Source organism: Halobacillus sp. B23F22_5 (genome assembly GCF_043497085.1).
In the GTDB taxonomy this organism is placed as follows: domain Bacteria; phylum Bacillota; class Bacilli; order Bacillales; family Halobacillaceae; genus Thalassobacillus.
The window spans coordinates 572,041-585,967 of record NZ_JBIEKI010000001.1 but is presented as its reverse complement, the minus strand read 5'-3'; the positions used below and the strand labels follow the sequence as shown (position 1 = coordinate 585,967).

General features: G+C 44.2%; 14 protein-coding genes. All 14 read right to left on the bottom strand.

The genetic code is table 11. From position 1 onward, the window contains the following. Positions 1-819: a flagellar hook-basal body protein gene (locus ACGTN9_RS02800; protein ID WP_499590296.1), complete on the bottom strand. Its 819-nt coding sequence runs from the start codon at positions 817-819 to the stop codon at positions 1-3. Between the two features lie 27 nt (positions 820-846). After that, positions 847-1,851, bottom strand: a complete 1,005-nt coding sequence (locus ACGTN9_RS02795) for a rod shape-determining protein (protein ID WP_499590295.1) — start codon at positions 1,849-1,851, stop codon at positions 847-849. 167 nt (positions 1,852-2,018) lie between these two features. Then, a complete protein-coding gene (spoIIID, locus tag ACGTN9_RS02790) occupies positions 2,019-2,306 on the bottom strand; it encodes a sporulation transcriptional regulator SpoIIID (protein WP_093044820.1) in 288 nt (95 codons plus the stop codon). A 338-nt stretch (positions 2,307-2,644) separates the two neighbouring features. Then, positions 2,645-3,550: a stage II sporulation protein SpoIIQ gene (spoIIQ, locus tag ACGTN9_RS02785; RefSeq protein ID WP_499590292.1), complete on the bottom strand. Its 906-nt coding sequence runs from the start codon at positions 3,548-3,550 to the stop codon at positions 2,645-2,647. Between the two features lie 420 nt (positions 3,551-3,970). Next, entirely contained in the window at positions 3,971-5,002 is a 1,032-nt protein-coding gene (spoIID, locus tag ACGTN9_RS02780) for a stage II sporulation protein D (protein ID WP_499590290.1), read from the bottom strand. Positions 5,003-5,150: 148 nt separating this feature from the next. Further along, complete coding sequence (gene murA, locus ACGTN9_RS02775; RefSeq protein WP_499590288.1) at positions 5,151-6,461, bottom strand: UDP-N-acetylglucosamine 1-carboxyvinyltransferase; 1,311 nt, start codon at positions 6,459-6,461, stop codon at positions 5,151-5,153. A gap of 34 nt (positions 6,462-6,495) precedes the next feature. Beyond that, a complete protein-coding gene (locus ACGTN9_RS02770; RefSeq protein WP_499590286.1) occupies positions 6,496-7,215 on the bottom strand; it encodes a YwmB family TATA-box binding protein in 720 nt (239 codons plus the stop codon). A gap of 91 nt (positions 7,216-7,306) precedes the next feature. Then, entirely contained in the window at positions 7,307-7,552 is a 246-nt protein-coding gene (locus ACGTN9_RS02765) for a DUF1146 family protein (protein WP_499590284.1), read from the bottom strand. 195 nt (positions 7,553-7,747) lie between these two features. Continuing rightward, positions 7,748-9,253, bottom strand: a complete 1,506-nt coding sequence (gene nuoN, locus ACGTN9_RS02760; RefSeq protein ID WP_499590282.1) for an NADH-quinone oxidoreductase subunit NuoN — start codon at positions 9,251-9,253, stop codon at positions 7,748-7,750. 4 nt (positions 9,254-9,257) lie between these two features. Next, a complete protein-coding gene (locus tag ACGTN9_RS02755; RefSeq protein WP_499590280.1) occupies positions 9,258-10,730 on the bottom strand; it encodes a complex I subunit 4 family protein in 1,473 nt (490 codons plus the stop codon). Next, positions 10,730-12,595: an NADH-quinone oxidoreductase subunit L gene (gene nuoL / locus ACGTN9_RS02750; RefSeq protein ID WP_499590278.1), complete on the bottom strand. Its 1,866-nt coding sequence runs from the start codon at positions 12,593-12,595 to the stop codon at positions 10,730-10,732. Before nuoL ends, ACGTN9_RS02755 begins: the two co-directional genes overlap by 1 nt. 52 nt (positions 12,596-12,647) lie before the next feature. Further along, on the bottom strand, positions 12,648-12,962 hold the full coding sequence (gene nuoK, locus ACGTN9_RS02745) for an NADH-quinone oxidoreductase subunit NuoK (RefSeq protein WP_062442396.1): 315 nt from the start codon (positions 12,960-12,962) through the stop codon (positions 12,648-12,650). Continuing rightward, complete coding sequence (locus tag ACGTN9_RS02740) at positions 12,959-13,474, bottom strand: NADH-quinone oxidoreductase subunit J (protein WP_499590276.1); 516 nt, start codon at positions 13,472-13,474, stop codon at positions 12,959-12,961. The genes nuoK and ACGTN9_RS02740 overlap by 4 nt, the downstream gene beginning before the upstream one ends. Then, positions 13,471-13,890 carry an NADH-quinone oxidoreductase subunit NuoI gene (nuoI, locus tag ACGTN9_RS02735; RefSeq protein WP_028784093.1) on the bottom strand — a complete coding sequence of 140 codons (420 nt, stop codon included), beginning with the start codon at positions 13,888-13,890 and terminating at the stop codon, positions 13,471-13,473. The genes ACGTN9_RS02740 and nuoI overlap by 4 nt, the downstream gene beginning before the upstream one ends. Positions 13,891-13,927 lie beyond the last annotated feature (37 nt).

Here is a 13,927-nt window from a genome sequence, read left to right as displayed (position 1 = left end):
TTACCTCAACCTGCCGATATCATTGACAGCCTTGTCCATACTTTGGTCATAAGCTTTCAAGACACGTTGATTCATTTCGAAATTACGATATGTATTCATCATTTCTGTCATCGTTTTACCCGCATCTACATTAGAACGCTCGAGATGGTTTTGCTGAACGGAAAAATTAACACCAGCCACCTGTCTGGCATCCAGGGCTTCTCCTTCGGCCAAACGGAAAGTGGTGTTCCCTTCTTTGACCAGGCTTTGTGAATTGGCAATATAGGAGATCCCTAAAGGAATATCTCCCCCAGGAAGTGCCACGGTTCCGTCTGTGGAGACTTGGAATTCCATGCCGTCCACCGCAATCTGATCACCTGACTCATCAAGTACATAAGCACCCTCCTGGGTCACCAGATACCCTTGTCCATCTACAGTAAAATTACCGTTACGTGTATAACGGGCCTCCCCGTCATCACTTTGCACGGTAAAATATAATGATCCCATCTCATCCGGGAGATTGCCATTGATAAGTGCCATATCCGTCCCGACCCCTGTCTCGCGGATATCACCCTGAGCAAAATCAGGAATGGTTTCCTGCAGGTATGCACCTGTGTTCAACGATCCGATCCTTTGATTCATTGGAACATGCAATCCCCTGCCGGATGGAATGCTTTTCGCTTCAACCCGCTGCATCAACAGCTCTGGAAAAGCACGCATAACACCCTGGTCGGATTTGTAGCCAGGTGTGTTGGCATTCGCCATATTATTGGACAATGCTTCTTGACGTCGCTGCTGGGCAATCATGCCGGAAGCAGCCGTATAGAATCCTCTCAGCAAGGGAATCGCTCCTTTATTTGGACTTGATTATCTTCTGATTTTATTCTTTGCGATTTTATCGATGTTTTCTAGCATGATGCCTGTACCTTTCGCGACACAGTTCATCGGCTCTTCCGCTACTAATACCGGTACCTTCAGTTCTTCTGCCAGCAGCTTGTCGATACCATGGATCAACGCACCACCGCCCGTGATAATAATACCGCGGTCGATGATATCTGCTGACAATTCAGGCGGCGTGCGCTCCAAAACCGATTTGGCCGCCTGGACGATGACCTGCACCGATTCATGGAGCGCTTTTTCGATTTCAGAGGAACGGACAGTGATTGTTCTCGGGAGCCCGGAGACCATATCCCGGCCACGTATGTCGATCTCTTCATCGCGACCATCAGGAAATACGGTGGCTACACTGATTTTGATTTCTTCAGCAGTCCGTTCACCGATTAGCAGCTTGTACTCTTTTTTGATATAACTAAGGATTTCCTGGTCGAATTTATCCCCGGCCATTTTGATAGAAGAAGCAGTTACGATATCACCCATGGAAAGGACTGCAACATCTGTTGTTCCCCCGCCGATGTCAACGACCATATTTCCGCTCGGCTGGAAAATTTCCATACCCGCACCGATGGCAGCCACTTTAGGCTCTTCTTCCAGGTATACTTTTTTCGCACCGGATTTCTCCGCTGCTTCTCTAATCGCTTTTTGCTCCACCTTTGTGATATTCGTCGGACAGCATATCAACATGCGAGGCTTTGATAAAAAGCCACGCACATTGATTTTGTCTATAAAATGCTTCAGCATCGCTTCTGTCACATCAAAATCCGCAATCACGCCATCTTTAAGAGGGCGGATCGCCTCTATATTACCCGGGGTACGACCGACCATCCGCCGGGCATCCTCTCCTACTTCTAAGACTTTTCCAGTGTTCCGATCCATTGCGACCACAGAAGGCTCATCCAAGACGATCCCTTTTCCGCGTACATGGATCAGCACATTGGCAGTACCAAGATCAATTCCGATATCTCTAGCTAGCATGTTTAGTAGATCCTCCCTGTTCAAAACAAGACTTTTCTCGCATCCGTCCGAAAACTTCATGCATCTAATGTTATATTCTATCACAAAAACGCGACCATCGTCGCACCTCTAATGAAAAAACTTTCCATAATTCAAGGAAATTATACAAGGGAGGATCTTTTTTCAAATTATTGAGAGGGCTGAACAGGCTGACTGGACTCTGGTTGTATTTTCATCTGATACTTCCGCTTGGTGGCTTCTCCACCGCGGAGATGGCGGATTTCCTTATGGTAATCGAGGATCTTTTTTACTTGTACAGCCATTTCCGGATTCAACTCAGGGAGCCGTTCAGTCAAATCCTTATGGACGGTACTTTTCGACACGCCGAACTCCTTTGCTATCACTCGCACTGTTTTTTTCGTTTCCACAATGTATTCCCCTATCTTGATGGTCCTCTCTTTGATGTAGTCATGCACATCACTCGCCTCCTATGGTTGACTATCCAAGGTGTGTATTGAGACAAGATGATTCACTTGGGGTATGTTTTTTATGAAAAAGCAATTGACCGAAAGCTTTTCGTTTCTAGGATCGTAACGTTCACCTCGGATGCTACCGAATGCTCGGTTAATTACATCTTATTAGTCGGCAGTCAGGAATATGTATGAAAAACAAGGCGACAAGTCCTGAAAATAAAGGAATGACGTCCTTCTCTAGATAACCGGGGGAAAATAGGAGGAATAATCGAAGGAAAAACATGCATAATATTCCAAACGGTGCGCAAAATAAAAAAGCCGCGCTGGACGCGCGACTTTTCTTAAGTTTGTGTCATGGAAATGGAGGATTCGGCATCTTCATCCATCTCAGGCTCTTCTTCAACGCCTGTTTCTTCGTCACCTTCCCCTGGGGCTTCTTCTTCCGCTCCAGGCTCAAGTTCTCCAATTTCCTCTTCACTTATATCTTGATTTTGTTCTTCTTCACCAGATGTTTCATTGTCTTCACCTTGTTCAGGCTCATCGGCTTCTTTTTGCTTTTTCAATTCACTTAAAGGCTTTCCGAAGAATGTCTCCGGGTTAAGTGCTTCCCCATCTTTGCGGACTTCAAAGTGTACGTGGACTCCACTTGCCTGTCCGAAGATGTTTCTGCCTGCTGTACCAATGACGTCGCCTTGCTTGATTTCAGTACCAGCTTCAATTTGGACTTCATCAAGACTTGCATAGACCGTAGTCACTTCCTGACCATGATCCAGTTGAACGACATTGCCATAAAGCGGATCTTCTTTAACTTCAGTTACTGTACCACTTAGAGCTGCTGTGACGTCGAATTTTTCATCATTTTTTGTGATGTCGACACCTGTACTTTGATAATACTTATTGTTATACAATACAAGTGCGTTTTCCTGATCTTCATCTGAAGCATCGTAGTCATAGAACTTTGTTACAATTTGAGAATTTTCTTCGTCAGCGACTGGCATTGCCATCTCTTCACCTGATTCCATGACCGGTACAGCATCTTCGTCACCGAATGGATCTTCTGTAATCACTTCATCGTTTACATTCGGATCATTGGCCAAATCAACTTCTTCTCCACGTTGTTGATACCAAAGCACCCCAGCTAACACTAGAGCTGCAATCGAAAGATAGATTGCCGGATACACCCACTTCTTGCCTAACAAGCGTCGGAACTTAAGTTTTGTGACGCTCTTTTTTTCTTCGTCTCTCATTTGTTCATCACCTCAGCAACCATTCTGAGCAAAAAATGAGAGACTTATACATCCAAAAGAAAAAATTTTGATAAACTGGAAGAAAATTCTGTTAATACCCAAAGGGCTCCGTTATATAACGTGTACGAAGGGAGGTTGGAAACGACTCGCTTTCCGCGGACGTACGGTCAAGCCTCCTCACTTCGTTGCGGGGTCTCGACTCGTACTTACTTCCGCAGGAGTCTTGCCGTTTCCAATCTCCCTTAACTTTATTATTTAATATCGGAGCCGTTAGAATATTATGGCTTAGTGAGTATCAGTTGTGGAAGTGTTTTGTGCCTCTTCTAACTAGTGGTGAGACGAATACTACCAGACTACTGCGTTGTAAGCGAAAAGGCTGACGATATATTATCGCCAGCCAGAGACGTTACCTGCTTTTTATTATTCATTCGGGTTGATCATGGCTTGCAGGGAGTTCAACTGCTCCATTTCGGTTACTTTCGCTCCCTGGTAGTAATGCTGGACGATTTCTTTATAATCGCTCCCTTGTTTCGCCATCCCATTCGCACCGTACTGGCTCATTCCAACCCCATGGCCATATCCTTTCGTTGTGAAAATCAAATGGCCATCTTTTTGGTCAATGGAAAAATCACTGGATCTTAGGCCAAGTTTTTCGCGGATTTCTCTTCCTGAAAACTTTTTGCCGCCTACTTCAATGCTGCTCACTCGATTCCCTTCGGTCAAATTAATGCGGGAGGCGGTGACGTCGGCTGGGAAAGTAACACCGAGCTTCGCTTCCACTTCTTGTACAGAGAGTACCTTTTGATCCAGGAATTTCGGTGACTGTTTATCCCACGGACTTTCGACACTTTTTAAATAAGGAAAGGCATTTTTCCAATAATCTTCTGAGTTTTCTGTGTAGCCATTGCTAGTGGAAAAGAAAGCTGCAAAAATCGGTTTTTCTTCGTACGTGATAATTTCACCGGCTGTTTCTTTTACTGCCTGGTTGATTTTGCTCATGTTTGCAGTATATTCACCTTTCCACTGCTTCCTTAACTCCGAATCGTTCTTATAAACTTGATGATCGACAGTATCGGTTACATCTGCCTGTTCCGAGATATTTTCTCCGTTGGAATAATGCTGTACGATGTATGTCCTTGCTGCTAATGCTTGTGCCTTCAACGCCTCTTTTTCAAAATTCGCAGGCATTTCCGAGGCTACTACCCGTGCGACGTACGTCTCAAGAGGGACTTCTTCTACCTGATTGGTATTTGTTCTAAGGACATCGATGCTGAAAGGAGATAGATCATCCGGAACTTCTACCATTGGTGTTGTTTTGTCCGGATGCTGCTCTGTGATTCGCTGCTCCTTGCCTGAATCAATGAACGGTATGACAATTACTGCGGGAATGATAAGAATCATCAAGACTAAAAATAAAAAAGTGATTAACCCTGGCCGTTTCCAATTTTTCATCCCATGCCCTCCTGCTAGAACGTTAATAGATGTCTCTAGTAAATACTTATACAAAAAAAGGATATGATAGAACCCTTTTTATCAGAAGTGAACAAAAAAAGCTTACCCTGCCCAATGAGGCAAGATAAGCTTTTTACATTTATCGTTCTTAGGAAGTAGCCTTCACAGAATCATCCACCGGTTCTTGTTCATTAGCCGGAGTATCGTTGATACGTTCAATATCCGCCCCAAGCTGTGCAAGCTTTTCAGCGAAATCGACATAACCACGATCCAAATGCTTCAGTTCTGTTACCCGTGTATAGCCATCTGCTACCAGTCCAGCGAGAATCAATGCTGCACCTGCTCGCAGGTCTGTAGCTGCTACCTCAGCTCCTTGCAAATCAGAAGGACCTTCGATAATGACACTGCGTCCTTCAATCTTCATCTTAGCATTCATGCGGCGGAACTCTTCTACGTGCATGAACCTGTTTTCAAAAACAGTTTCTGTAATCACACTGGTTCCTTTAGCAGAAAGCATCAATGCCATGATCTGGGACTGCATATCTGTCGGGAAGCCAGGATGAGGCTGAGTTTTGATATCTACTGCCTTCAAATGGTTCGGACCAATTACACGCAAGCCATCGTCTTCTTCTTCAATGATGACTCCCATTTCCTGCATTTTAGAAACAAGGGAACGAAGGTGTTCCGCTTCCGCTCCTTTAACAAGTACGTTTCCTTTTGTGATAGCCGCTGCTACCATAAAGGTACCTGCTTCAATCCGGTCTGGAATGATGTTGTGTTCCGCACCATTAAGCTTATCCACTCCGGTGATACGGATCGTTTCTGTACCAGCACCGACGATTTTAGCTCCCATCTTATTCAGGAAGTTAGCTAAATCAACGATTTCTGGTTCTTTTGCACAGTTTTCCAAAATTGTTTTACCATCAGCAAGCGCTGCAGCCATCATGATGTTCTCCGTAGCACCGACACTTGGTACGTCCATGTAAATCTTGGCACCCTTCAAACGGCCATCTGCATTCACTTCGACGAAACCATTGCCGACATTCACTTTGGCACCCATGGCTTCAAAGCCTTTCAAATGCTGGTCGATTGGGCGGGATCCGATAGCACAGCCACCTGGCATAGCGACCTTGGCATGACCATAGCGGGCTAAAAGTGGTCCCAGTACAAGCACAGAAGCGCGCATTTTGCGTACAAATTCAAATGGGGCTTCTGTTTTAATTTCGCCAGAAGCATCTACGGTTACTGTATTGTTTTCAAAACTTACTTCAGCATTAATATTACGTAAAACTTCATTTATGGTAACTACATCAGCTAATGCTGGAACATCATGAAGGACACTTTTTCCTTCACTTGCAATTATACTTGCTGCGATGACAGGCAGTACGGCATTCTTGGCCCCTTCAACTTTAACGGTGCCATTCAGCTGCCTCCCACCACGGACGATGATTTTTTCCACGGTTCATTCTCCTCCGAGTCCATATTCATTATTATTAATATTCAGACGTGATAATCGGCGTGCCTATTGTAATGTTTGTCTTTGCGCCCAAACCTTTACGGACGGCAAACTGGACATTCATAGCACCCGCTGGCAGTGGGATCGTCTGCTCCCACTCTGGTGTATATCCGGAAATACTTTTAAAGTCTTTTTCATCTATCATTTCGATTGTTTTTATGTCTAAGGCTTGTTCTAATTTTTTATACACTAAAACATCATCAATAATACCATTAATTTCTGCCTCAATACAAGAGAAAATAGCGACATCTTCCGAGAATATACGATCTTTTTCAACAAAAAAATCATTTGTCAAGTAACGTTCACTCTCTTCCCCCCAGCTTGTCCCAGTTATTTTATAAATGACTTCAATATAATGGCGTTGTTTCTTCGGGACAACCACAATAAACGTTTCGGTGATGCCGGGGGCTTTTTGAGGGTAGACCATTGAATACTTTTCACTGTTACGATCAGAAGTTTGCTGCCATTGAGCTTGTGGCAGCTCTTCTTCTACCAAACCTTTGATCCTGTCGAGATGCTGACGTGAAAATGATTCCTTAGCTATCACTTCCCATCCATCCGCCTCGATACCCTGGGATTGTAATTGAGCAGCAATCATACCCAGCGGTAACTCTTCTTTGTTTTTGACCCCTGCGAAAGTTTCTAAATCAGTACTTAGCATCAATACGGCAACCAGGATGATCAACAAACTTCTCATCGTAACAATCCTCTCCTTGGTAGATTACTATTTTCATTGTTTCCAAGGAGAGGGTGTTACATACTGTCTATTTCTCTACATATCACGACAATTAAAAAAGATGGATCAATTGCTGGGACCATTGCAGGAAGTCGAGGAAGAAATTGCTGACGGTAGTACCTATCGTTATCGTCACCAATATCATCAATACTCTTACTTCAAACACGTGGTCTCTGCGTATCCAACCTTCTAATTTTATCGCTTGGAGGACCCTCCAGGTAATTATGATGAAAATCAAGTGAGAAATCATCCCGATAAGGGCTTGTTGACCCGCCTGTTGCATAAAAGTATCTACCATGTTTTTACACCTCTTCAATTTCATTTCCCAAATTCAGTATAATCCTTTCCAAAGATGACACGGAGAAATGAAATTGTCAAACCAACGGATATCCTAATCTACTACTACCTTTATTCTCCTACTTGTAAACCTGCCTGCATAAAAAAATCCCCCTGGATATGCTGTGAATAACATACCCAGAGGGTTATAGGGGCTTTAATAGAACATTTCTGCAAAGTTGAATTGGGTTTGGAAGAACTCCAGAATCAACCCTGGAAACAATCCCAACATAATCGTACCTACTGCACAAAAGACCATGGTGATGGTTACTCCAACAGGTAATCGCACCTGAGCTGCACTTCCTGCCGGCCGCATGAACATCTGAGCCATGATGCCAAAATAGTAAAAGTAGGATATTACGGTAGTTCCAATCATTACCGCTGCTAATATATACCTGGACGGATCAGAAAACAGGGTACCGATAAATATATTCAGTTTTCCGATGAACCCCGCAGTCCCTGGGATCCCTGCCAATGACAATAAGAAGACAGTCATCATGATCGCGACCCATGGCCGGCGATAATAAAGACCAGCGAAAATAGAAACATCTTCTGAATCATTATGTTCAGTCATCACCTGGATGATGGCAAATGCGCCAATGTTCATCAGTAAGTAAGCCACTAAGTAGAACCACATACTTTCAAACATCAATTCAGAGAATGCTACAAACGGCACCAGCAGGTAACCGGCATGCGCAATACTTGAATAGGCAAACAATCGCTTTATATTACGCTGTTTCAAGGCGATTGTATTCCCCACAATCATGGTTACACCTGCAAGAATACTTAGGAATATCATTAAAGAATGTAACAGGGAAGTATTCTCCTCAAACCCTTGGGTGAACGGAAAAATACTTATCAGTACCCGAATGATGATGATGAACCCCGCTGTTTTAGAAACGACACTAAGGAAAGCGGTTACAGGGGTTGGTGCTCCCTGATAGACATCCGGTGCCCACATTTGAAAAGGCACCGTTGATATTTTAAATGCCAACCCAACGAAGGTGAGGATAAAAGCAATGCTCAATAACACCTGGCCATTAGCCGGGGTAATATTCGATATTTCCCGGGAAATGTCGGCAAGATTCGTGCTTCCTGTCAGGCCATAGATGTAACTCATGCCAAACAAGGTAAATGCTGTCGATATTCCTCCGTTGATCACGTATTTCATCGCAGCTTCATTTGAATACCTTGATTTTTTCCTGGTTCCAGCCAGAATATAAGAAGAAATTGATAGCAGCTCCAAGCCGACAAACAAGGTGATCAAGTCCGCACTGCTTGCCATCATCATCGCACCTAGCAGCGCTGTGAGAAGCAGGTAATAGAATTCTCCCCGGTAGGTCAGTTCCCCTTTCGCCTCAAAGGATACTCCCATTAACAACACAAGAAGAGAACCTAGTAAAAGGAGAATTTTAAAACTTAAGGAAAATGCATCCAATCTGTAAGTATTAGCTAAAATCATTGCAGGCTCATGACCTATTTGACTGAAAGAGAAAATCAAAGCGATAGCTATGCCTGCGATACCAAACCAGCCGAACAGTTTCCGATCTACGTTTTTACTGGCGAATAAGTCAATTAAGGAGAGGGCAGTAGCAACGAGCAATATGGTGAATTCTGGTGCCATCATGCTCCATTCATAGCTTAATAATGTATCTATATCCATACGCTTACCCTCCTATCCCAAGCATGATTGATTCTAGTGCAAATTGCAGTGTATGGGTTATGAAGTTCGGATAAACACCGATCAAAACGATCAGCGCCAGCAACGCTGCTGCTGGAATCATTTCCCTTCTTGTGAGGTCGTACATCCCGGCAAAAGATTTCACTGTTTTTCCGTAGGTAACTCCAAGGACTGCACGCAGGATATAAACTGCAGTCATAATGATTCCGAGCGTACCGATAGCAGCAAGCCATGGCATCGACTCAAATAGTCCGAGGAATGCCATAAACTCCGATACAAAACCGCTCATGCCCGGAAGTCCTAAGGAAGCCAATCCAGCCGCAAGTAAGAATCCTGCTGCTAACGGCATTCCTTTGGCGAGTCCGCCAAGGCTTCGCAGCTTCGTCGTATGTGTCCGTTCGTAAATGACGCCAACTAACAGGAACAATAAAGCAGCTATCAAACCGTGTGATAACGTTTGAAAAATCGCCCCCTGGATTCCCGCTTCGTTCATCGCTGCTACCCCCAGCAGCACAATGCCCATATGGGAAACACTCGAATAAGCAAACACACTCTTCAGCTCGTTTTGTACGAAAGCAAGAAATGCTCCATACAATAAGTTGATCAGTCCCAGCACCGCAATAAATGGGGCTACCTGTGCGAATTGATCACCGAAAATTCCGATCCCAAAGTTAATCAAACCGTAAGCACCGATTTTCAACAGGATGCCTGCGTGAATCATTACGACAGCAATAGGGGCATGGACGTGGACCCTTACCATCCAAGTGTGCAAAGGAACGATCGGCAGCTTCACACCGAAAGCAATCAATAGTGCAAGCAAACTTCCAAACCGGAATTCTTCACTGACTGCATTCCCACTCCCCATAATCGTTTTTAATTCTTCGATGTTGGTGGTTCCTGTTTTTGCAAAAATAGCAGCAAACAGGATTAAAAGAACCGCAGATCCTAAACCATTATAAATAAGGAAACTGTAAGCCGCTTTTTCTCGTTCTACAAATCCCCACCTGCCAATGAGGAAGAACATTGGAACTAATGTAATTTCAAAGAAAATGAAGAAAAGTATCAAGTTTTCCGCTGTAAACACACCGAGCATCCCTATCTCCAGGATAAGGAACCAAAGGAAATAGGCCTTCAATCCTTGCTTGATTTGAGCAGCAGCAACACTGGCAGACAGTGTCGAAACAATTGTGGTCAGTAATAATAACAGCAGGGAGAATCCATCGACACCTAATTCGTAATCTATCTGAAATATTCCATTACCAAAACTGATCCATTGGTGAGAAACAGCTAAATCTCCTCCACCATGAAACTGAGCGTAGACTACCAAGGATAATAGTAATGGTAAAACCGTAGCCAGAATCCCTATCAGGTTGATGGTCACCTTCTGTTCCGCCTTTTGTAAACTTAAAATCAAGATCCCGATTAAAGGGGAGAAAATCAATATCGTCAACCAGTCCATTATAGATACCCCCCTGTCCAGACAACGAGGAAGACAAGGATGGCCAGACCTACGAAAGCCACAGCTCCATAAGTTTGTACCTGTCCCGATTGCAGCCTTGAGCCGAGGCTTCCCACACTTTTAACAACCCCGGTAACTGCAGCTACGATCACTTCCACGATATATTTTTCTATGAAACTTCCGAGATAACTGACCGCACGGGCGCCATACTCGATTGTATATTGGTAAAACTCATCGATGAAGTATTTGTTAAACACCAGTGTATACGTGTTTGGCATATGACTGGTAAGAAAATCCCGTTGCAATGATTTTTTATAATAGATCAGATAAGCCACTCCGATTCCAGCAAAAGCAATCAAGCTTGTCACCAGCATTACCCATATCGGTCCCTCATGATGTTCAAAAGGCAGAAATTCGCTGCCCCCGACAAGCCAATCCCCTAAAAATGTTCCAAACCAAGGGGTGTTGATATAACCTGAGAAAATAGCTAAAATGGCCAGCGTAATCATCGGATAGGTCATGGATCGCGGTGATTCATGAACCTTCGTTCCTGTGGTTCGACTCTCGCCTGTAAATACCATGAAAAACAAACGGAACATGTAAAAAGCCGTAAAGAAAGCAGCAATCAAACCAAGGATAAATAACCCATATCGGCCGTCATACCAGGTTGCCAGTAATATTTCGTCTTTACTGAAGAACCCGGAGAACAATGGAACACCGCTGACAGCCAACGCCCCAATAAGAAACACCGGGCCTGTGATTCGCATCTTCTTCCAGAGCCCGCCCATTTTTTCGATATTTTGCGTATGGACGGCATGAATGACACTACCTGCCGCCAGGAAAAGCAAGGCTTTGAAAAAAGCGTGGGTCATCAAGTGGAAAACGCCCGCTACATACCCTGCGGCTCCAAGCGCCATCATCATATAGCCAAGCTGAGAAACCGTAGAATAAGCTAATACACGCTTGATATCCTTTTGCACCAGACCAATCGTAGCTGCAAAAATCGCAGTGAACCCGCCAGTTACAGCTACGACGGTCATTGCCGCAGGGCTGGCCTCAAACACTGGAAACAAGGTGGCGACTAAATATACACCTGCCGCTACCATCGTTGCCGCGTGTATCAAAGCAGAAACAGGTGTCGGACCTTCCATCGCATCCGGCAGCCATGTATGCAGCGGAAATTGCCCCGACTTCCCGACCGCCCCGATAAAGATAAGGATAGCAATCAGTGTTAGCAGACCTTCTGCTACGACTCCATCACTAACTGCTGTAAATATTTCATTGAATTCAAGACTGCCAACTTGCCAAAATAATAGAATCATACCGATCAGCAGGCCGATATCTCCGATTCTCGTCATAATAAAGGCTTTTTTAGCTGCGGCTTTTGCTTCTTCTTTATAAAAATAGAAGCCAATCAATAGAAATGAGCCGACCCCGACTAACTCCCAAAAGATGTACAGCTGCAGCAGATTCGGAGAAATTACCAGAGCCAGCATTGCAAAGGTGAATAACCCAAGGTAGCTATAAAAAGTCGTTATTCGAGCATCATCATGCATATAGCCTTTAGAATAAATATGTACTAGAAAACTGACCAGAGACACGATAACGAGCATCAATGCGTTCAACGGATTGACGATGACCCCAAAACGGAATTCAATCGAACCGATCGTCAACCAGGCAGCCTCCGCTCCACCGCTTCCATTTGCCATTTGTGTGAATAACACGATGACAGATAGTACGAATGAAATCCCTGTGAAACCTATGCCTACATAGCTGCTTTTTTCTCTCCATTGTTTTCCGAAGAAAATAAGAAGAATGAACGACAGCAATGGAAACAAAGGGATCAACCATGCATTTTCTAACATCCTGACCAAACTCCCTTCTGTTCCAGGTTTCCATTTGAACCGACACGGATAATCAGTGCTTCATTGTATTCATTTCATCGATTTGCACTGTAGAACGATTGCGGTACAGAGCGATAAGAATCGCAAGCCCTACTGCAGCTTCTGCAGCGGCCACCGTAATCGTGAACAAGGAAAAGATCTGGCCGGTGATTCCTGGATTGATTCCATATTTACTGAATGCAACCAAATTGATATTGACAGCGTTCAGCATCAGCTCAATCGAAATCAGCACAATAACCGTATTCTTTTTAGTCAAAGCACCGAATAAACCGATACAAAATAACACCAACGCTAAGAGAAGATAGGCATTGACGGGTATGGCACTCATTTTTGCTCCGCCTCCTCCTCGTCATCCCGTTTGGCCAGGATGATCGCGCCTACTAAAGCAACGAGCAGGACCACCGACATCAGTTCAAAAGGGATGACATATTTGCTGTACAGTTCCACACCAATCTGCTTCGTGTTTTCCACATGCAGACTGGTCGCCTGGTCACCAAATGACACTTGATTGATCGAAAAATACATCGTTAAGAAAAATAACGCTATCCCGGCTCCAACAACGATATTCCTCATCAGATTGCCTCGTGTCTTTTGTTCATCATTGTGCCGGGTGAGCATGATACCAAAAATCATAATGATCGTTACTGCACCTGAGTATATCAACACTTGCGCAATAGCCACGAATTCTGCAGATAACATCACATATAATCCTGCAATCGCCAGAAAGGTAAGCACAAGGGATAACAGCATATGAATGACTTTCGTCAAATTCAACATCAGGATACCGCCTAATATCGCGAGCAGTGCCAGCACTAGAAAGGCGAATAGTTCTCCACTCATGCTTTATTCTCCTCTCTGATATTCTGGTCATTTTCATCCAGCCACTCCAGATTCTTGAAAAGATCATCGCGGGAGTACTCTGCCAGCTCGAAATTGTTTGTCATGACGATAGCTTCGGTCGGACAAACCTCGGTACAGAGATCGCATAGAATGCAAATCTCAAAATTGATGTCATAGGTGTCAATGACTTTCCCTTTCTTATCAGGGTCCGGATGCTTTTTACCTGTCAACTGGATGCAATCTGTCGGACAAATGTTGGCGCATTGATTACACACAATACATTTTTCCGGGTAAAACTTTTGTATGCCGCGGAATCGATCCGGCATCGGAATCGGCTCCTCCGGATACTGGTAGGTCACTTTTTCCTTTGTCATATTCTTAAGGGTGTACTTCAGACCTTTCGCTAAACCGAGCATGTGTTCAGCCCCCTTTCAATTGATATGCCGTAACAAT